The organism is Marinobacter manganoxydans MnI7-9, assembly GCF_000235625.1.
Taxonomy (GTDB): domain Bacteria; phylum Pseudomonadota; class Gammaproteobacteria; order Pseudomonadales; family Oleiphilaceae; genus Marinobacter; species Marinobacter manganoxydans.
Map to the genome: position 1 here is coordinate 126,217 of NZ_AGTR01000080.1, position 18,860 is coordinate 145,076.

Annotated in this window: 18 protein-coding genes and 3 pseudogenes; 14 read left to right on the top strand and 7 right to left on the bottom strand. The window is 58.0% G+C overall.

Features of this window, described 5'->3' with window-relative positions:
* Positions 1-14: 14 nt before the first annotated feature.
* Positions 15-1,703: an HAD family hydrolase gene (locus tag KYE_RS15990; protein ID WP_008175430.1), complete on the bottom strand. Its 1,689-nt coding sequence runs from the start codon at positions 1,701-1,703 to the stop codon at positions 15-17.
* Between the two features lie 126 nt (positions 1,704-1,829).
* On the opposite strand from KYE_RS15990, the pseudogene KYE_RS22180 reads away from it, so the two are divergent.
* From KYE_RS22180 to KYE_RS16005, 4 genes and pseudogenes are all read left to right on the top strand, one after another.
* A pseudogene (locus KYE_RS22180) lies at positions 1,830-2,604 on the top strand (cytochrome c oxidase assembly protein).
* Entirely contained in the window at positions 2,601-3,197 is a 597-nt protein-coding gene (locus KYE_RS16000) for an SCO family protein (protein ID WP_008175432.1), read from the top strand. Before KYE_RS22180 ends, KYE_RS16000 begins: the two are co-directional and overlap by 4 nt.
* An 85-nt stretch (positions 3,198-3,282) precedes the next feature.
* Positions 3,283-3,429, top strand: a complete 147-nt coding sequence (locus tag KYE_RS21235; RefSeq protein ID WP_008175434.1) for a DUF2256 domain-containing protein — start codon at positions 3,283-3,285, stop codon at positions 3,427-3,429.
* Entirely contained in the window at positions 3,426-4,943 is a 1,518-nt protein-coding gene (locus KYE_RS16005) for an FAD-binding domain-containing protein (protein ID WP_008175436.1), read from the top strand. Before KYE_RS21235 ends, KYE_RS16005 begins: the two co-directional genes overlap by 4 nt.
* Before the next feature lie 14 nt (positions 4,944-4,957).
* On the opposite strand, the gene KYE_RS16010 is transcribed toward KYE_RS16005, so the two are convergent.
* Positions 4,958-5,485: a hypothetical protein gene (locus KYE_RS16010; RefSeq protein ID WP_039882108.1), complete on the bottom strand. Its 528-nt coding sequence runs from the start codon at positions 5,483-5,485 to the stop codon at positions 4,958-4,960.
* Between the two features lie 320 nt (positions 5,486-5,805).
* Here KYE_RS16010 and KYE_RS16015 point away from each other — a divergent pair, with 320 nt between their 5' ends.
* Genes KYE_RS16015 through KYE_RS16025 form a run of 3 tightly spaced genes read left to right on the top strand, consistent with a single transcriptional unit; the run spans position 5,806 to position 7,632 of the window.
* Positions 5,806-6,135 (top strand): hypothetical protein, encoded by a 330-nt coding sequence (locus KYE_RS16015; RefSeq protein WP_227497855.1) that lies wholly within the window; start codon positions 5,806-5,808, stop codon positions 6,133-6,135.
* 48 nt (positions 6,136-6,183) lie between these two features.
* Entirely contained in the window at positions 6,184-6,921 is a 738-nt protein-coding gene (locus KYE_RS16020; RefSeq protein ID WP_008175443.1) for a HupE/UreJ family protein, read from the top strand.
* A 15-nt stretch (positions 6,922-6,936) separates the two neighbouring features.
* Complete coding sequence (locus KYE_RS16025; protein ID WP_008175445.1) at positions 6,937-7,632, top strand: hypothetical protein; 696 nt, start codon at positions 6,937-6,939, stop codon at positions 7,630-7,632.
* A gap of 49 nt (positions 7,633-7,681) precedes the next feature.
* On the opposite strand, the gene KYE_RS16030 is transcribed toward KYE_RS16025, so the two are convergent.
* Positions 7,682-8,425, bottom strand: coding sequence for a copper resistance protein B (locus KYE_RS16030; protein ID WP_008175446.1), 744 nt, complete (start codon positions 8,423-8,425; stop codon positions 7,682-7,684).
* A pseudogene (locus KYE_RS16035) lies at positions 8,422-9,438 on the bottom strand (multicopper oxidase domain-containing protein); the annotation flags it as partial. The gene KYE_RS16030 and the pseudogene KYE_RS16035, both read right to left, overlap by 4 nt.
* Between KYE_RS16035 and KYE_RS16040 the strand changes: the two are divergent.
* From KYE_RS16040 to KYE_RS16050, 3 genes and pseudogenes are all read left to right on the top strand, one after another.
* Positions 9,424-10,641 (top strand): annotated as a pseudogene (locus tag KYE_RS16040) (sensor histidine kinase); the annotation flags it as partial. The pseudogenes KYE_RS16035 and KYE_RS16040 sit on opposite strands and share 15 nt — an antisense overlap.
* Positions 10,638-11,096 (top strand): Cd(II)/Pb(II)-responsive transcriptional regulator, encoded by a 459-nt coding sequence (cadR, locus tag KYE_RS16045; protein ID WP_008175452.1) that lies wholly within the window; start codon positions 10,638-10,640, stop codon positions 11,094-11,096. The pseudogene KYE_RS16040 and the gene cadR, both read left to right, overlap by 4 nt.
* A gap of 86 nt (positions 11,097-11,182) precedes the next feature.
* Positions 11,183-11,836, top strand: a complete 654-nt coding sequence (locus KYE_RS16050; RefSeq protein WP_008175454.1) for a cation transporter — start codon at positions 11,183-11,185, stop codon at positions 11,834-11,836.
* Here the strand turns inward: KYE_RS16050 and KYE_RS16055 are convergent.
* Complete coding sequence (locus KYE_RS16055; protein ID WP_008175455.1) at positions 11,833-12,750, bottom strand: AEC family transporter; 918 nt, start codon at positions 12,748-12,750, stop codon at positions 11,833-11,835. The two genes, KYE_RS16050 and KYE_RS16055, sit on opposite strands and share 4 nt — an antisense overlap.
* 173 nt (positions 12,751-12,923) lie before the next feature.
* Between KYE_RS16055 and KYE_RS16060 the strand changes: the two genes are divergently transcribed.
* Positions 12,924-13,631 carry a Crp/Fnr family transcriptional regulator gene (locus tag KYE_RS16060; protein ID WP_008175457.1) on the top strand — a complete coding sequence of 236 codons (708 nt, stop codon included), beginning with the start codon at positions 12,924-12,926 and terminating at the stop codon, positions 13,629-13,631.
* An 86-nt stretch (positions 13,632-13,717) separates the two neighbouring features.
* On the opposite strand, the gene wrbA is transcribed toward KYE_RS16060, so the two are convergent.
* Positions 13,718-14,317, bottom strand: a complete 600-nt coding sequence (gene wrbA / locus KYE_RS16065) for an NAD(P)H:quinone oxidoreductase (RefSeq protein ID WP_008175459.1) — start codon at positions 14,315-14,317, stop codon at positions 13,718-13,720.
* Positions 14,318-14,483: 166 nt separating this feature from the next.
* Here wrbA and trhA point away from each other — a divergent pair, with 166 nt between their 5' ends.
* On the top strand, positions 14,484-15,173 hold the full coding sequence (gene trhA, locus KYE_RS16070; protein ID WP_008175461.1) for a PAQR family membrane homeostasis protein TrhA: 690 nt from the start codon (positions 14,484-14,486) through the stop codon (positions 15,171-15,173).
* Here trhA and KYE_RS16075 read toward each other — a convergent pair whose 3' ends face one another.
* Positions 15,174-15,737, bottom strand: a complete 564-nt coding sequence (locus KYE_RS16075; RefSeq protein WP_008175464.1) for a Yip1 family protein — start codon at positions 15,735-15,737, stop codon at positions 15,174-15,176.
* A gap of 73 nt (positions 15,738-15,810) precedes the next feature.
* Between KYE_RS16075 and KYE_RS16080 the strand changes: the two genes are divergently transcribed.
* On the top strand, positions 15,811-16,968 hold the full coding sequence (locus tag KYE_RS16080; protein ID WP_008175466.1) for an NnrS family protein: 1,158 nt from the start codon (positions 15,811-15,813) through the stop codon (positions 16,966-16,968).
* A gap of 258 nt (positions 16,969-17,226) precedes the next feature.
* The gene (locus KYE_RS16085) at positions 17,227-18,819 is read left to right on the top strand and encodes a hypothetical protein (protein WP_008175469.1); all 1,593 of its coding nucleotides are present in this window, start codon (positions 17,227-17,229) and stop codon (positions 18,817-18,819) included.
* Positions 18,820-18,860: the final 41 nt, after the last annotated feature.

The following is an 18,860-nucleotide window of genomic DNA, read 5'->3' on the forward strand; positions in this document are numbered from 1 at the left end:
TCCTGATCTTTTGCTCAGGGCGGTCCGACTTCACAGGCCAACACCAGAGCCCAGAACTCCGAGAAGTCGTTGACCACCACATCCGGCTTATCCGGGTGTTTGTGGGTACCCGGAAAAATCTTGTTCAGCCAGGGCAGATCCCACTGGGCCCCGTTGAAGAATACCGAGGTCAGGCCCGCGCGCTTGGCGGCAATAACGTCAGTCGTGCTATCGCCCACGTACCACACACTCGGGTCGGGCGGGTAATCCAGTTTCTGGACCGCCAGCAGCAGTTGATCCGGGTGGGGCTTGCGCAGGGGTGTATCGTCGCCGCAGACGTCGACATCAAACAGATGCGTCCAGCCGGTATCCTCCACCGCCGCCAGTTCGTGCTCGAAAAACTCGCGGTCCCGGTTGGTAATGACACCCACCTGGATGCCCAGCCGCCGTAACCCTTCCAGAACTTCGCGCACCTTCGGCTCAAACGCCTTCACGGTACCGTAGTGTTTCCGGTAGTGGTGGTTGAACGCCTGGTGGGCAATCTGCTTGGCTTCCTGGTCATCCCCGAACAACACCTCAAAGATATCGGTTCGGGAAATCTTGCGGTCTGCCTTCACCTTCGGATGCAGCTTCGCAAACTCCCGCACGTAGGCCACCAGCTTCACATCTTCCGGGGTTTTGCTGTCTTCCGGCGCCACCATACGGTCCATAAGCTGCAGCTTGTGGAAATCCGGCAGCATGTCGTCCACCGCGTGGTACATGGCGTCGAGGGTATCTACCAGGGTGGCGTGCCAGTCGAACAGGATGACTGCCGGACGGATGAGCTTGACCACCGCCGGGTGCCAGTCCGGCTCAATTCTTGGCTCGGGTCGCTGTGGCGGCGGAAACGGCCGGGGGCGAACCTCGGCAGGCGTTTGTTCGAAGGCCTCCGGCTGGCTCCGCTCAAGCAGGGCTAAAAGGTCCATGAGGTCCTCAAAGCTGTCCAGAATGGCCGCGGGCGCGTCCCGGTGCGAAAACCAGCTGTCGATCCGGCCGGATTCCCAGCAAGCGCCGTTGTAGAACACGCCCGAGACGCCGGCCTTGTTGGCGGTGAGCATGTCGACGTAGCTGTCGCCGACATACCAGGCCGTTTCATCCGCTGGCAGACCGAGCTTTTCAAGCGCTTTGAGAATCACCTCCGGATCGGGTTTATACTCGGTTACGTCGTCGGCACACACCGTGGCATCAAACAGGTTCCGCCATCGGCCTTCGTCCACCGTCTGTAATTCCCGATCCAGAAACTCCCGGTTCCGGTTGGTGGATACCGCCAGCCGGATACCCATGGCTTTCAGGGCGGAGAGATACTCATAGGCGCCGGGCTGGAACGGTTTTACCTGCCCGAAATAGCGGCGATAGGCCTCGTTGTAGGCCTTGTGAGCGATCAGCTTGGCTTCTTTGTCATCCCCGAAGATGGCGTTGAAAATATCGGTCCTCGACACCCGGCGCTCCGCCAGAATGCGCGGATGCAGGCGCCGGAAGATACGGATGTAACGCACCAGGCGGGCATCATCCGATGTTCGGCATTTATCCTCCGGCAGCAGCCGCTCCACCAGCCCCAGATCCTCCAACTGCGGCAACATGTCTTCCATAGCACTGAACATGGCATCGTGGGTGTCTACCAGGGTGCCGTGCCAGTCGAAAATCAGCACTGACGGCGCTGAAATGGAATCACAGAATCGGGCCATGCTCCGCCTCCATCAGAAGTTTCCTGAAGCCGGCCTTGAAATCCGCCGCCGGGCCGGCAAAACTCGGCGGTACTGACAAGAAAGATAAACCCGGTTTCCAATGCGTGCACGCATCGAGTCTGATCCATGCCAGTATCGAGCTACCTGCTGCCCTATGATTTTTCACCGCTGACCCTGCTCAGTTATATGCTGGTGCTCGGGTTTTATGGTGTCGGGCTACTGAGGATGCCGGAGCAGGACCGGCCGGGATCGGGCCGCATCATCACTTTCACGCTCGGGGTCATGCTCTGTTACGCGGTGATGCAGACCCGATTTGATTACTACTCCCAGTACATGTTTTTCGTCCATCGGGGCCAGCACCTGATTCTTCACCACTAGGGGCCGAGCCTGATTGCGCTGTCCAATCCACTGCCCGTGATGCGATTCTGGTACCAGAAGATCTCACTTTCTGTTCGCTACTGGCTGCAGCCGCTGGGCTGGATTTAGGCCGTCCATCCATTTTGACGCCATGCTCAGCCGGCAGCTGTACTGGATCATGAACTGGAGCATGCTGCTGGACGGCCTGCTGTTCTGGTGGCTGATCTTCGATCCCCGCTCCCCGGCCATCACCAGTGCCCTGGGCTACGGCAAACGTATACTCCTGCTGGCGCTGGTGGCGATCCCCCAGATGATTCTCGGGGCCTGGATCGTGTTTTCCCGCGGCATGGTTTATGACGTCTACGAAGTCTGCGGCCGGGCCTGGCCCATGCCCCCGGAAACCGACCAGTTACTGGGCGGTCTGCTGACCTGGATTCCCCCGGCCATGATGAGCATCATTGGCATCCTGATTGTGCTCCGCCGGGCCATGCATGAAGATGGCAAATTCCCCAAAAGCCGCTCGATGGCAGGAGGAAACGCATGAACAGAACGCTGCCACTATGGCCTGTTTTCGTTGCCCTGATGCTCGCCGGCTGTGCCGGGAATGAGGAAAGCTGGCATGGCAAGGACATCTCGGGCCTGATGCCCAGGCTCCAGTTCCAGCTCCAGGGCACCGACGGAAACACTGTCACTCCCGCAGACTCGCAGGGCAACATCCGCCTGGTGTATTTCGGCTTCACCTCCTGCCCGGATGTCTGCCCGACCACGCTGACTGATCTGCGCCGCTCGGTTCAGCAACTTCCCGAAAAGTATCGGGACGACGTCACCACCCTGTTCGTAAGCGTTGACCCGCGCAGGGATACCCCGGAACGCCTGGCCAGTTACGTGAATTTCTTCGGCGATCGGGTCGTTGGCCTGACTGCAGAAGAACCCGCGCTTCGAAAACTCGCCAAACGCTACCGGACCACCTTCGGTTACGACGAACCCGACGCCAGCGGCAACTACAACGTTTCACACAGCAGCGCCGTTTACGTTTTCGATCGCGACGGCAACGCCCGGCTGCTCCTGCGACCCGGACTGTCGCCAGAGCAGATCAGTGAAGATCTGGCCCAGCTGGCACAGGGATCACGCTCCTGATACCCATACCTGTCGCCGCCTCGGGCGCTGATCCCGCCCTGCGGAGCAGACGTAGAAAGCCCTACATCCCGAATGGAAGACACTGGTGCCCCATAAGAAACTCAATCTCCCGGAGAAAACCTGCCCGGTCTGCCAGCGCCCGTTTGCCTGGCGCAAAAAATGGGCGAAGGACTGGGAAAATGTTCGCTACTGCAGCGAACGTTGCCGGCGCGAGCGGAACGCACTCTCATGACCACCGTGGTGTGGTTCAAGCGCGACCTGCGTACCCGGGATCATGCCCCCCTGGTGGCAGCGGCCAGCCTGGGCGAACCGGTCATACCGCTGTATGTGATCGAGGACGAATACTGGCAACTGCCGGACACCAGCGGCCGTCAATGGGCGTTTATCAGAGACTCCCTGGACGATCTTGACCGGCAGTTGCGAAAGGCCGGCAGCCGGCTCCTGGTGATGAGAGGGTCGGTGATTGATACGCTGAAACAGCTTCAGGCCAGGCAAGACGTCAAACGCGTGTTCTGCCACCAGGAAACCGGCGGGCACTGGACCTTCGAGCGAGACAAGGCAGTCATTGGCTGGTGCTCGGAAAACCAGGTGGAATTCCGCGAGTGGAACCAGTTCGGTGTGGTTCGCCGCTTGGGCGACCGGAATGTCTGGGACAGAGCCTGGACCGAGCTGATGCGTCAGCCGTTGCTAGAGGCCCCAGCAAGAATACCGGAAATGAAAGGCATCGAGGGCGATGCCAGTGGCTACGACAGCCGGGACTTCACACTGCCTGATAGCTGCCCGGACCGTCAGGCCGGAGGCAGCACCCGAGGAGAAAAACTGCTCGCTTCTTTCCTCGACCGCCGCTGCGTCGGCTACCAGTACAACATCTCCAGCCCGAATACTGCGGTCAGGGCCTGCTCGCGCCTCAGCCCGCACATTGCCTACGGCACCGTCAGCCTGCGGGAGATTTACCAGGAGGCCAAGGCCACCGGCAATCACCGCAACACCCTGCCCCGGAAAAAGAAAAGCCTGACCAGTTTCCGGTCGCGATTGCACTGGCACTGCCATTTCATCCAGAAACTGGAGGACGAACCGGAGCTGGAATTCCGGGCCATGCACCGGGAAATGGAGGCGCTAAAAACCGGGCCCAATGATACCGAACGCCTGCAGCGTTGGCAGGAAGGCCAGACGGGCTGGCCCCTGGTGGATGCCAGCATGCGTGCACTTAATCATTCGGGCTGGATCAACTTCCGGATGCGGGCCATGCTGATGGCAATCGCCAGTTATCAGCTGTGGCTGCACTGGCGCGATCCCGCCCTTCACCTGGCCCGGCTGTTTACCGATTTTGAGCCTGGCATTCACTACTCCCAGACCCAGATGCAGTCCGGCCTGACCGGCATCAATGCCCTACGAATCTACAACCCGGTGTTGCAAAGCCGGAAACTGGACCCCGATGGCGAGTTCATCCGGCGCTGGATACCCGAGCTGGCTGGCGTGCCCAGTGAAATGATCCACACCCCCTGGTTAATGACACCGGCCCAGAAAGAGCGTTACGGCGGCAACACCTACATCTCGCCGGTGTGCGATCATGAACAGGCGGCCCGGGTTGCCCGTAAGGCGGTTGGCGACTTTCGCAAGCAGCGTGTTAGCAAGACAGAAACAGATCGGGTGCTGCTACGACACGGCAGTCGCAAGGGACCTGTTCAGAAACGCCCCCGCGTGCCATCGAAGCAGCAATCCGATCAGCTGTCACTGTTCGACTAGACCGCTTACCCGCATCAGTTGCGGTTCAGTTGCCGCTGATGCTCCAGCATTTGCTCCATCATCATCTGCATCTGGTTCATCCGGTTTTCCATCATTTCCAGGCGCTGCTCGTTGTCCATCCCCGGACCACCAGAACGGTTGCCCTGGGCATGGCCAGACTGCTTTTTACCCTGGCCTTGATTGTTCATCATGCCCTGGTTGTTCATCATGCCCTGGCCATTACCCATCATTCCCTGACCATTGCCCATCATGCCCTGGCCCATCATCCCGGGGCCCATCATGCCGCCACGCATCATCTGCATGTGCTCCTGCATGTATTCCATGTGTTGCTCGCGCAGTCTCTGGCGTTCAGCGTTGGAGTCGGCGTTTCGCATTTCCTGCATCATGGCCTGCATGCGTGCCATGTTTTCATTCATCTGCTGCACTTGTTCCTGATTCATCATGCCAGCACCTGGCATTTGCCCGGAGTTGTCCTGAGCAAAAGCAAAGGCAGGCAAGGCGACGAACACGGAACACGCAACGAAACGACCTAATCTGTTCATGAGATCCTCCTCCTTATTGGCTGCAACATTGTGCATCACCATCAGTAAAGACCATGAAACTGAATTGAAACTGAAAAGTATCCATCAAGAGTGGTTAACAACATACAGATTGATATGGGTCATCCAGTTGAACCGCAAACGTTTAAGAGCAATCACATTTCATTGTTTTAATTCCTTAAAAACTGGCTGGGAATGGTATTCTCTCGTTACCAACCATTGCATCGCCCCATTGCGGATTAACGCACTTACGGAGCTTGAGTTCAGAAGCTGGTTCTTATGATTACGGCCGTTAACCGTAAAAAAGAATACCGATTATTGTCATGCTGATTGCGCTCATCGGCATGACCTTCTCAGTCATGGGAGAAACGTTATCCCATGGAGTACCGGAGCTGACTGAAGCCAACATCCTGCACGAAGGCGATCACGGCCACAGTCATGATCATCACAGCCAGAGCGCGCAAGACCATCAAGATCGCCACTCTCATCATGACTCTGGCAACCACTCCCACGAGTCTGCAGACCGGTTGAAAATGCCGGTATTCTCCAACCTGACACCTTCACTCCGGCGCCCTGTTCCCTTTGCTGGAGAGAATCCCCGCAGTTTTCGTTACCGGCTCGACCGCCCGCCAAAGCTCTGCACGTTTATCTGAGCAATGCTGCCTTAGCAGCTGAACGAAAACCCATTCTACGGAGTTACTATGCTGTCAACTTTGCTTGGCAAACCTCGCCCTTGGGCGCGGGTTGCTGCCGGCGGAAATCGTTTTTTCTGGATATTCCTGACACTGGGCCTGCTCGGTCTCAGCGCGGATGCGTTGGCCCATGCCGTCGCCCAGGGCGACAAGGGATACATTCAGGAGATTACCGGCATAAACCTGATTGCTTTTACCTACCTCGGTGCCAAACACATGGTCACCGGTTACGACCACCTGCTCTTTCTGCTGGGGGTCATTTTCTTCCTGTACCGCATGCAGCACATCGCTATCTACGTGAGCCTGTTTGCCCTGGGGCATTCCACCACGATGCTGCTGGGCGTGTACTTCAACGTCGGCATCAATAGCTACATCATCGATGCGATTATCGGCCTGTCGATCGTGTACAAGGCACTGGACAATATCGGCGCCTATCAGCGCTGGTTTGGCTTTCAGCCCAACACCAAAGCCGCCACGCTCATCTTCGGTTTTTTCCACGGCTTCGGGTTGTCCACCAAGATCCTTGAGTACGACATCTCGCCGGACGGGCTGATTCCGAATCTTCTCGCCTTCAATGTAGGCGTGGAAATCGGACAGCTCATTGCCCTGGCCATGATCCTGATTGCCATCAATTTCTGGCGCAAAACCGACGGCTTTTTCCGTCACGCCTACACCGCGAATGTGGCCATGATGAGTGCAGGCTTCCTGCTATTCGGCTATCAGCTTACCGGTTATTTCGTCGCCTGATTCTGGAGAACCTTTATGTACAACACTGACATACCTAATCGAGAAGAACTGCCAAGTACCGCCAAACTGATTCGATCAACCATTGTTGCGGCCATCGTGGCGCTGGTACTGCTGGTTACCGTTGTGATGCCCGCGGAGTACGCGCTCGATCCGACCGGAGCCGGACGACTGCTGGGCTTGACCGAAATGGGTGAAATCAAGGAACAGCTGGCCGAGGAAGCCGCCGCCGACGCGGAGGCCGAGATGGTTGCCGTTCAATCGTCGTCTGCACAAGGGCCTCAGGAAGTCGCGGAGCCTGTCATGGCCGAGCCTTCAGATGAATCGGTCTCTGCGCCCGAAGCAGAGATCACGGCTGCGAAACCAGGGCCCGCGGCTGAACCAGTAGCTGTCGAACCGCAATGGCAGGATGAAGTACGCGTGGTGCTGACGCCGGGCGAGGGAACCGAATTCAAACTCACTATGGAGGAAGGGGCTGTGGCCCGATACTCCTGGGCGTCTGAAGGCGGCCCTATCAACTACGACACCCACGGCAACGGTAGCGGCCAATCCATCTCTTACGAGAAGGGCCGAGGTGTTCCTGAAGATGAAGGAGAGCTTGAGGCCGCCTTTACCGGCGACCACGGGTGGTTTTTCCGGAACCGTAACGACAATAACATCACTCTGGTACTGCGCACTGGCGGAGACTATGGCCAGTTGAAGAAAGTGCTCTGAGGCGCGAATGTGCCGGGGTGGGTTCTGCCCCGGCACGCTATCCGAAAGATCAGAAGGCGATTCGCGCGCCAATCACGGCAAACCAGTCTTCTGTGCTTCCGCCCCCGGCTTCTGCCAGATCAGCAGTGTCGCCGTACTTGCGCTCGTGTACCACGCCCACATAGGGCGAGAAGGCCCGGTCAATCAGGTCATAACTCAGCCTCAGCCCCCACTCGGTGGAATTGAGCCCCTTGCCGACACCAATCTCCCGATCCTCTGAAAACGCCACAAGAGTCTCGAACGAAGCCGACAGGATCCGGAAGTTGGTGACCAACAACTCGTATTCCGCCTCAAAGTCCGCCGAGGCGTCGCCTTCATCACTGACATAAAGGTTGGTGTCTACCTCGAACCAGTAGGGTGCCAGCCCGGTGACCCCAAGCACGCCATAGACCCGGTCCGGACCTTCCGGGGTATCTATGCGGATTCCGGCCTTGGCATCCCAGAAATCATCCACCGGAGTCTGGGCAACAAACTGGTTTTCCAGGGTTTCCCAGGCATTGTGACCCTCTTCCCACTCGCCCTCGAACAACCAGCGGAATTTCAGTTCATCGGTGCCATAAAAGGCATCGCCTTCAATAACCGCCAGCTCCTCGTCCGAATCGCTATACCGGTACTCAAACTTCTCCGCAGACACACCCCAGAAGCTCTTGGCGGTCTGGGTCTTTTTGGCCGGATCGTCCTGGGCAATCGCTGGTGTGGACATTGCAGTCACGGCCAGAGTCAGGCCGCACATGGAGGCTGTTAACCGACTCATGATTCACCTCCCTGTGTGCCGCTTGGCTTGCCCTCGGCAACGGTGCTGTCCGGGCCACCTTCAACCACGATCTTGCGGAACATGCCGGAGGCGGCGTGGTAGGAAAGATGGCAATGGAACGCCCACTCACCCGGTGCATCCACCTCCGTTTCCATATAGACAGTGGTGGCTGGCGCCACGCTGATCACGTGCTTCAGGGGGTTCCATTTGCCCTCGCCCACATCAAGGATCGACCACATACCGTGCAGGTGCATGGGGTGGGTCATCATGGTTTCGTTGACGAATTTGAAGCGGACCCGCTCGCCATACTGCAGGACGATGGGGTCGGCATCCTCATACTTGATGCCGTTGATGCTCCACTCATAGCGCTCCATGTTGCCAGTAAGGCGCAATTCAATCTCGCGGGTTGGCTCGCGGTGTTCGTACAACGGGTTCTGTGCCCTGAGATCGGCATAGGACAGGAACTTTCCACCATTGCTGGCGGTGGGCATCAACCCGCTGCCACTGGCATAAAAGGGATCTTCCGGCATGGAAGCTCCATCGCTCCCGCCCATACTGCCATGGCCCATGGCACTGTGATCCATCCCGGCCATTTCACCACTGTCCATGCCGTCGTCGTTCATGCCGCCCATGGCGTCTTTGCTCATGTCTCCATGATTCATATCGCCATGATCCATATGCCCGGCCATATCGGCCATGGTCAGCAATGGCGCCTCCCGAAGTTCCGGCACTTCTGCCGTCATCCCCTCTTCCGGCGCAAGAGTCCCCCTGGCAAAGCCCGAGCGGCCCATGGATTCGGCAAAGATGGTGCAGGCTTTCCTATCCGTGATGCGAACGATCACATCGTAGGTTTCTGCCACGCCAATGCGGAACTCGTCCACGTTCACCGGCTGCACATTGTTGCCATCCGCCTGGACCACGGTCATTTCCAGACCGGGAATGCGAACGTCGAAATAGGTCATGGCGGAAGAGTTGATGAAGCGCAGACGGATCCGTTCACCCGGCTCAAAGACGAAGTCGCTTTTCTGGAACACCAGATTCGCGATTCCAGTGGTCGGCTGGACACCCTACAGACCGGTGATTATTTCCAGGAAGTTTTTCACCACGCATTCGCTATCCATTCCGACACCCGGACCATCATCTCCCCCGAGAATTGGGCACCGCTGTTGATGCCACTGGTGGAGTCCGGCGAGGAAGGTACACTGCGGGTCAGTGGCGCCGAAATTGCGGAGGCGCCCTCGGATATCCTTGCTTACCGGAAGTCCTTTCGCGTGGACGACCAGCCCATCGTGGTGATCGTTTCCGAAGACCTTGGTGCCTTGAGCCGGAGCCAGGCCGAGCTTCACGCCTGGACGGCCGTTGTTTCCCTGCTGCTGATCCTGCTGCTGGTTGGCACACTCTGGCTGGGTATCAACCTGTCCATGCGCCCCGTAGTAAGCCTCAAGGCCGCATTAAAGCGGCTGCAGGATGGCGAGATATCGCGGATTGATGTCAGGGCCCCCGAGGAGTTCCAACCTCTTGTACTGCAGCTCAACCAGTTGCTCGACTCATTGGACCAGCGGCTGGAGCGCTCCCGGGATGCGCTTGCGAATCTCTCCCACAGCGTTAAAACGCCCATCGCTGCCGTTCGCCAGATTCTGGAAGATACCGACCGCCCCCTCCCCAACACCCTAAGACAACAAATGGCCGGCAGGCTCGATGATATCGACAGACAACTTGAGGCAGAAATGCGGCGCAGCCGGTTCGCGGGTCCACAGGTCGGCAAAAGCGCCTACCCTCTGAAGCAGGCCCGAGACCTTCTCTGGATGCTCGGCCGGCTGTATCCGGCAAAATCCTTTGAAATGTCGACCGTACTGACCGAAGAACGACGCTGGCCCATCGAAGAGCACGACTTGAATGAGGTTCTGGGCAACCTTCTGGACAATGCCGGCAAGTGGTCCGCCAGGTTCGTGGAACTTGGTCTGCACGAGGATGGGAAAGGATTTGCCATCACCGTTGAGGACGATGGCCCCGGAATTCCTCCCGACGCGCTGGACACCCTCGGCACCCGCGGGCTGCGTCTGGATGAACAAACGCCGGGGCATGGCCTGGGGCTGGCCATCGTGCGGGAGATTACAGACCGCTATGGTGGTACCCTGAATTTCAGCTCCGGCTCGACCGGAGGATTCAAGGCAACGGTCCATTTTCCGGGTACTACCGGGGGTATCAGGCAGTGAAGATCGGTGAACTCGCAAAGACAACGGCCATTCCTGTTGAAACCATCCGCTACTATGAAAAAATCGGTTTGCTACCGGAACCGGACAGGGACGCCAGCGGCTACCGCTCGTATCGCAACGCCCATCTGGAACGCCTTCTCTTTATCAAACGCTGTCGCAACCTGGACATGGCCCAGGACGAGATCCGCGAGCTGATCCGGCTGGCCGAGCAACCGGAAGCGGATTGCAGCGAAGTAGACGCCCTGCTGGCTCGCCATCTGACTCATGTACGGGAACGGCTGAAGGAGCTGGCGAGCCTTGAAGAAACTCTCGAGCAACTTCAGGAAGCCTGCTCCGATGGCCGCACAGTGCGCGAATGCGGCATCCTCGGCGGGCTTAGCACGGAGCTCGAGACTCCAGAGCCCGAGGACCGCCACAACCACGTTCCCGGTACCCATGGGCCGGGCCAGAACTGACGAATCTCAAAATTTTCTGCAGCAACTGTTGACCCTGTAGCTACTACAGGGTTTTCAATAAGACTATCTGAACCAAGGAGGTCTTTATGGCGTGCAGTTGCTCTGCCCCCGAACCAAAATCCCCTGCCCCGGGCTTCCGCCGGGCGTTATGGATCGCCTTGTGGGTGAACCTGGCCATGTTTGTTGTGGAAGGCATCGCCAGTCTGTCATCGGGCTCTGTCTCGCTGATGGCCGATGCCATCGATTTCTTCGGCGACAGCGCCAACTACATTCTGTCCCTCACCGTCCTCTCCATGGGTATGCTCTGGCGAGGGCGCGCAGCCATGGTTAAGGGCATCACCATGACGGTGTTTGGCCTGGTGGTCTGGGCCCGGGCCGTCTGGGTGGTGCAGGCAGGCATTACACCGGAGCCGCTGACCATGGGGGCGGTTGGTCTGCTGGCACTTACCGCCAACGTGAGCGTGGCCGCAATACTGTTCAAATTCCGTGAAGGGGATTCCGACATGCGTTCGGTCTGGCTGTGCAGCCGGAACGATGCCATCAGCAACATCGCCGTTATGGTGGCCGCACTCGGTGTGTTCGGTACCGGAACTGCCTGGCCCGACCTGATCGTTGCCGCAATCATGGGTACGCTGGCGATAACGGCCGGTATCAGCGTGGTGCGCCATGCCCGCAGCGATATCGCAGAAGCCAGGGCCAGCGAAGCGCAACCGGCGGCAACACCGTCAAGCAGCCGCTAGAAAGCAAGTGAGATCATCACCGGGATAAACGCCAGGGCAAACAGCGTGGTAAGCAATACGGTACCCGCTGCCTGCCTTGGCGAGGTATCCAGCAGGGTCGCAATGACCACAGTATTCGCGGCAATCGGCGTGATCGAAATCAGGAACATGGCCTTGTGTACGGCCGGCTCATAGATGCCCAGCACGGTTGAATCCAGCCACCAGAACACAATGGCCACCAGTGGCCAGACCACGAACTTCCCGAAAAACGCCAGGGCCGTGAAACGGACATTGCCCGCCAGGCCGCGAAAGCTGGTGATGCTCATGCCAATGATCATCATGCCCAGAATGCTGTAGGCGCCGCGCAGGTTATCGAACAGCGGCACAAAGATATCCGGAATTCCGATGCCCGCCAGGTTAAGGACGACGGCCGCCAGGAAGGCGTATACCGACGGGAGCTTCAGCACCCGCCAGAGCGAATCCTTGATGCTGTAACGCCCTCTCGCCGCCAGATAGAAGCCCACGGAGTTCTCGAACAGCGTGGTGCCCAGCATGCACACGATGTAGAGCCCCAGCCCCTCCTCACCGAACAGCAACAACGCAACCGGCACACCGAAGTACCCCGTGTTACCGGAACCCACACACAGGGGAATGATGTTGGCACTGCCGTCGGAGAGCACCCGCTTTGCCAGCTTTAATTGCGCAATTCCCAGCACAGAAGAAATCCCGAATACCAGAAACGGCAACAAGATAACTTCGGGAGAAAGCGGCGCTACCATCACCCCGGAAAACACCACTGAGGGCGTCACGATATAGAGCATGATGCCGGCGATATGACGACCACTGGCCTCAAGATAACGACCGGCGACCCAGCCCAGGGCGACCGTTACGTAGAGCGGAATAAGCTTGAAGAAAAGGGCAAAGGCTGCGGCCATAGGGACTCCGTGAGGAAAGGGGAAACTTCCAGCAACAGGAGGCGGAGTCTATCACTGAACGTTCGTCAGATCGCGATATCGACTCAGTGAAAAAGGCTTAATGATTTAAGTCATTTCAAAAGATGTTTCTCTGATACCATAATTCACCTGACACTCATAACAGGGTCAACGCCATGAACAGCATCTTCAGGCCAGACGTTTCCTCCGCCCCGTGCATGTTGGGAGAAAACAACCCGGATATTATCCAGCAGGATGCCGCACCTGAGTCAGCTGCCCTGCTGAATGGCCTCAGCCGGGTTTTCGGAATTCGCCTGGCAGGGCACGAGAATGATCCCGACGCACGGTTTCTGGCAGACCTCGCCCGCCTGTTTCACCTTTGCAGGGTTGACCCCGAAACCGCTCTGGAGAAGCACGACACACCCTGGGCAAACGTTTATCTGGTTCAGTACGGCATCCTTCGGCTGTTCCGGGAAGCACCCAGCGGCAAGGTGTCCGTCCACCACTTCTTTTCCGAAGGCGATATGGTCTGGCCGGTTTTTGGCCGTAGCCGAACCGTACGAAACACCCTTTGCCTGACCTCAGTAACGCCGGTAACGGCCTGGGTGGCTGACTTCGCGGCGTTCCGGTCCGCTATCCAGTCTCACGGTGAAGGGCTCTGGCCCCGGTTCGCCCTTGCCCTGACGGAAGAAATTGCCGAGCTGACCAGTATGAGAGAATTCCGCAAGCACACCATGCCGGCAAGAGAACGCTACAAGTTGTTGCTGGAAGAATACCCAGAACTGGTTAAACGGGTGCCAGATAATCAACTGGCATCATGGCTCGGTGTTGTGCCGGCGACTTTCTCCCGCCTGAAAACCGCAACTGCGAAGAGCCGGCCCTGAAGCCAACCGGATACCGCATAAAAAAGGGCAGCAAGCTCTCGCCTGCTGCCCTGAAAAACGCTCAACGCTTTGCTAAAACTTCAGAATCAGCCGTGCAGTTTTACTGCCAGCTCGGCAACGTGCTTACCCTGGAAGCGGGCAATCGCCAGCTCTTTCTCGCTGGGCTGCCGTGAGCCGTCCCCGCCTGCGATAGTTGACGCTCCGTAGGGAGTCCCGCCATTCACTTCCGAGATATCGAAGAATTCCGGGATGCCGTAACCCAGGGGCACAATGACCATGCCGTGGTGGGCCAGTGTGGTCCAGAATGAGCTGATGGTATGCTCCTGCCCGCCACCGGTGCCTGTGGAGGTAAACACACTGGCCACCTTGCCGTGAAGCTTGCCTTCGGCCCACAAACCGCCTGTCTGATCCAGGAAGGTCCGCATCTGCCCGGCCATGTTGCCGAACCGGGTGGGCGTACCGAAAATGATCGCGTCGTATTCTGCCAGCTCTTTCGGATCGGCTACCGGGGCTTCCTGGTCCGCCTTTCCGCCAGCGCCCAGAAATGCCTGGTCGGCCATGGTTTCCGGCACACGCTTGACTGTAACGTCTGCACCATCGACACCTTTTGCACCTTCGGCAATGGTGTTTGCCATTGTCTCAATATGGCCATACATGGAGTAATAGAGCACAAGCACTTTTGCCATCGGGAGAACCTCCTCTGTCTTTGATCGGATATACGCATGCTAACCAGCGGCAGACTCGAGAGAAATCGGAAGTTTTCCGACAGGTCGTTCAGTTTTTCTGAACAGGGTCACAGGATGTTCACGATCAGGCATTGCGTACATGTGTACGCTGAAGTATTTTAGGGCCATGGCTAATTCGGAAGACCGCTCTGTGACAGCAACTCCATCCCCCGCAAATAATAACCATCACCGCATTGAAGAGTGGCTGAACAGCGCCACCCATGGTCTGGGCGCAATATTGAGCGTTATTGGCACGGCCGCGTTGATCGTGGGCGCCAGTCAATTCGGGGATGCCTGGAAGATTGTCAGTTTCAGTATTTTCGGCGCGTCCCTGATTCTTCTTTATCTGGCCTCAGCCCTGTATCACGGTGCCCGGCGGCCAGAACTGAAAAGGGCGTTCAAAACCCTTGATCATTGCGCCATTTTTCTGCTGATCGCCGGCACCTACACGCCCTTTCTGCTTGTAAACATGCGCGGCACGGTGGGCTGGACACTGTTTGCGGTGATCTGGTCACTGGCGATCACCGGCGTGGTGCTGAAGGTTATTTTCAAAAACCGCTTCAAGCTCGCGAGGGTTGGCATCTATGTGGCCATGGGCTGGCTGATCACGTTCGCCTCATCCGATCTGGTGGCCAACCTGAGTGAAACAGCCCTGAACCTGACGATTGCCGGCGGCATTTTGTACACCGCCGGTGTCGCCTTCTATCTGGCCGACCGCATACCTTATATGCATGCGATCTGGCACCTGTTCGTAATCGGCGGCAGCGCCTGCCACTTCAGTGCCATCTATTTTGGCGTCCTCCCCCACACGGCCTGATCAGAACGCCCAAACCATTGCCATCAGCACGCCCCATGCCAGCAAAGACGCCGACATAACGGTGTAGGTGGCCGACATGACCACCACATCATTATCGCTTCGCTCGCAGAATGAGCGAACGCCCTGGTAGACCAGCGCACAGGACAGGAACAAGGCGGCAAACACCGCCACAACGCTGACTGCCAGCACCGGCACCAGCAGCGCCAGTGATGACAGCCAGAGCGGTAGCGGCGCAATTGCGGCCAGCAAATAGGCATCCTGATAACTGATTTTCAATTGATGACTATCCATAACGGCGTGGATCAGCCAGCCCATCACGAAGAACGTGAGTAACTCTGCCAGGAAAAGGATAGTGGTGATAAACCGCCACTCCTTGTCTCCGAATCCCTGCATGAAGGCGTCGCCGTACTGCGTTCCGGCATAGTAGAGCAGCACCGGCGGCAGAAACGACATCGGCACTACCACCACCCAGGCCAGGAACGGAATGGACAGGTCAAGGCGCCGCAGCTCTGACCAGGCGCCATTGCCGGAAAATGGTAGACGGGCAAGTTGTGTAATATTCATGATGCACCTTTAAAATGTTTCCCGCGTTATTTTTACTGATAGTTTCGGTGCGCCGAACGGTCAAGGACACGAGATGACTTCGGACAACTCAGGCATGCCAAGAAAGAACATTCATGCGTTCTGGCTATTCTTCCCTGCCGCATCACTATTCGCCGCATTAACGGTTCCCCTGTCGATATACAGCGTGCTGTCCGGGACAGGCTGGCCGCCCGGTTTGCTCGGTGCGGGACACGGCCATGAGTTGATATTCGGCTTCGCCCTGGCCCTCATCGCCGGCTACACCCTCGGCCCCCAACCTGGCCGGGTACTCACTCTGCTCTTTGTGCTTTGGATACTCGCGAGGGTCAGCTGGGTTCTGGCGCCGGAAAGTATTGCCGCCCAACTGTTAAGCCCGGCCTTCGCCCTCATGCTGGCGCGCTACGCGGTCCCGAGATTTCAGGCGGCCAAAAAATGGCGCAACCGGATTGCCGGCCCGCTGATTCTGCTTCTTTGCCTGTTGTCGGTCGTTTTCTGGCTTGCCAGCAACACACTGGCCGCAAGCGCACCGGCAATACTGGATAGCCGCCAGGTACTGACAACCGCCATTGTCGGTTTGCTGCTTCTGATGACGTTTATCGGCGGGCGAGTCATTGCGCCGGCTGTGGCCGGCACGCTTGAGAAACGGGGCATCCCCCTTGAGGCCCGGGTTCAGCCACATGTTGAGGGAACCCTTCTGGCCATCTTGCTGCTGGCACTGCTGCTCAGCTTTCTGCCAGTCGCGGCCCCGGCCGTGGGTCTGTTATTGCTGGTTGCGGGTTTTCTGATTGTGGTTCGCGCTGCTCGCTGGAAGCTCTGGCACTGCCGAAACCGGCCAGACCTTCTGGTACTGGCACTTGGCTACTTATGGCTGGCTGCAGGCGCTGGCGCAAGCGGGTTAAGCCTTCTGAAAGAAAACGATCCCGTCGCCTCCATGCACCTGATAACAATCGGAGCCCTCGGCACGCTTTCCACCAGTGTCATGCTGCGGCTTGCCTGGCAGCGAGCCAGACGAATGACACCACCCATCTGGCAGGTTGTTGGCATCGCCTCGGGCATGGCCATTGCGGCAGTCGCCCGACTCTACGCGGGCAACGCGCCTTTTCTTGAACCGGTTGCACTCTGGTTGGCATCGGCGAGCTGGTCCTGCATCTACGGTTTTGTGGCGCTGCAGACGATTTTACTGTTCCGGGATAGCCAGAACCGCCGGAAATGATTGGCTACCTCCACTGCGCCAGCATCCATAACGCCTACCCACTTCGGGATATCACTATCGCACCCATTTGATTTTAATAGATTTTATCGATCTGAAGCGCGCCTGGATTTTCATCAAAAAACTCACCTTCTGACACGTCATTTTGTCCTTGAGAAATATCAAGCATGACTCCCCGCCTCGCTTTGCACAATGGTGTCGAGAAGCCCGAGCGCCACCAGAAACGGGGCCAAGGGCACGTTAACCGAGGGAGTCAAAATCATGGCCAAAACCAACGCAGACATCGAACACTGGGATGTCGAGAGCGAAGAATTCTGGGAGCGGGAGGGCAAGCGCATTGCTTCCCGCAACCTGTGGATTTCCATCCCCAGCCTGCTGATGGGCTTTGCCGTCTGGCTGATGTGGGGGATGATCACCACCCAGATGAAGAACCTGGGTTTTCCTTTCAGCATTGAGCAACTGTTTACACTGTCTGCGATTGCAGGCCTGTCTGGCGCCACCCTGCGGATCCCCGCCTCGTTCATGATCAAGATCGCCGGCGGACGAAACACGGTGTTCCTGACCACTGCCCTCCTGATGATTCCTGCTGCCGGTACCGGCATCGCCCTGATGAACCCGGATACACCGTTTATCGTGTTCCAGGCCCTGGCACTGCTATCCGGTATCGGCGGCGGTAACTTCGCCTGCTCCATGAGCAACATCAGTACCTTCTACCCGAAAAGCAAGCAGGGCTATGGCCTCGGCATGAACGCCGGTCTCGGTAACTTCGGCGTCACCACCATGCAGGTGGTCATCCCACTGGTCATGACCGTGGGTATCTTCGGCGCCCTGGCCGGTGACCCTATGCAGCTGCAGAGCCCCAGCGGCACGCTGATTGGCCGCATTGAGGCGGGTACCGATACCTGGATCCAGAACGCCGGGTTTATCTGGCTGGTGTTTCTGATTCCGCTGGCGTTTGCCGGCTGGTTTGGCATGAACAACCTGAAAGTGGTTACCCCGAATCCGGGCAACCCGCTTTCGGCCTTCGGCAAGATTCTGGGGCTCTATGGCGTAGGTATTCTCGCCTCCATCGCAGGCGTCTGGGCCCTCAGCGTGCTGAACATGTGGCTGGCCCTGCCCCTGACCATCGTGCTCACACTGATTCTTCTGCGGCTGATCCCCGGCGATATCAAGCCCAACATCCAGGCCCAGTTTGCAATCTTCAGCAACAAGCACACCTGGTCCATGACCGTGCTCTACATCCTTACCTTTGGATCATTCATCGGCTTCTCCGCTGCCCTGCCGCTGTCCATTACCGTTATCTTCGGCAACATGATGGAAGTGGCAGCCGATGGCACGGTAACCCGTGTGGTCAACCCTGATGCGCCGAGCGCACTGACCTGGGCCTGGATGGGGCCGTTTGTTGGCGCGCTCATTCGCCCGGTGGGCGGCTGGATTTCCGACAAGGTGGGTGGATCCATCGTTACCCAGATCATCTCGGTTGTGATGGTCGCAGCCTCCGTGGCCACCGGCTACGTGATGATGCTGGCCTACAACTCCACTGATCCGAACGCCTACTTTGCACCGTTCCTGATCCTGTTCATCATCATGTTTGCGGCCAGTGGTATCGGTAACGGCTCCACCTTCCGCAGCATCGGTTTCATCTTCAACCAGCAGCAGAAAGGCCCGGTTCTGGGCTGGACCTCTGCGGTTGCCGCCTACGGCGCGTTTATCGCCCCCAGGGTGATGGGCCAGGAAATCCAGGCCGGCACCCCAGAGGTGGCCATGTACGGCTTTGCGGTGTTCTACGCACTCTGTCTGGTGGTTAACTGGTGGTTCTACCTGCGCAAGGATGCGTACATCAAGAACCCCTGATACAGGGTTCAAGTAACAGCCGGCGTCCGTGAAGGGCGCCG

Excerpts from the sequence above, each read along its gene's own strand:
- KYE_RS15990 (WP_008175430.1), bottom strand. The coding sequence starts at position 1,703 with ATGGCCCGATTCTGTGATTCCATTTCAGCGCCGTCAGTGCTGATTTTC.
- KYE_RS16000 (WP_008175432.1), top strand. The coding sequence starts at position 2,601 with ATGAACAGAACGCTGCCACTATGGCCTGTTTTCGTTGCCCTGATGCTC.
- KYE_RS16005 (WP_008175436.1), top strand. The coding sequence starts at position 3,426 with ATGACCACCGTGGTGTGGTTCAAGCGCGACCTGCGTACCCGGGATCAT.
- KYE_RS16010 (WP_039882108.1), bottom strand. The coding sequence starts at position 5,485 with ATGAACAGATTAGGTCGTTTCGTTGCGTGTTCCGTGTTCGTCGCCTTG.
- KYE_RS16015 (WP_227497855.1), top strand. The coding sequence starts at position 5,806 with ATGCTGATTGCGCTCATCGGCATGACCTTCTCAGTCATGGGAGAAACG.
- KYE_RS16020 (WP_008175443.1), top strand. The coding sequence starts at position 6,184 with ATGCTGTCAACTTTGCTTGGCAAACCTCGCCCTTGGGCGCGGGTTGCT.
- KYE_RS16025 (WP_008175445.1), top strand. The coding sequence starts at position 6,937 with ATGTACAACACTGACATACCTAATCGAGAAGAACTGCCAAGTACCGCC.
- KYE_RS16030 (WP_008175446.1), bottom strand. The coding sequence starts at position 8,425 with ATGAGTCGGTTAACAGCCTCCATGTGCGGCCTGACTCTGGCCGTGACT.
- KYE_RS16050 (WP_008175454.1), top strand. The coding sequence starts at position 11,183 with ATGGCGTGCAGTTGCTCTGCCCCCGAACCAAAATCCCCTGCCCCGGGC.
- KYE_RS16055 (WP_008175455.1), bottom strand. The coding sequence starts at position 12,750 with ATGGCCGCAGCCTTTGCCCTTTTCTTCAAGCTTATTCCGCTCTACGTA.
- KYE_RS16060 (WP_008175457.1), top strand. The coding sequence starts at position 12,924 with ATGAACAGCATCTTCAGGCCAGACGTTTCCTCCGCCCCGTGCATGTTG.
- wrbA (WP_008175459.1), bottom strand. The coding sequence starts at position 14,317 with ATGGCAAAAGTGCTTGTGCTCTATTACTCCATGTATGGCCATATTGAG.
- trhA (WP_008175461.1), top strand. The coding sequence starts at position 14,484 with ATGGCTAATTCGGAAGACCGCTCTGTGACAGCAACTCCATCCCCCGCA.
- KYE_RS16075 (WP_008175464.1), bottom strand. The coding sequence starts at position 15,737 with ATGAATATTACACAACTTGCCCGTCTACCATTTTCCGGCAATGGCGCC.
- KYE_RS16080 (WP_008175466.1), top strand. The coding sequence starts at position 15,811 with ATGACTTCGGACAACTCAGGCATGCCAAGAAAGAACATTCATGCGTTC.
- KYE_RS16085 (WP_008175469.1), top strand. The coding sequence starts at position 17,227 with ATGGCCAAAACCAACGCAGACATCGAACACTGGGATGTCGAGAGCGAA.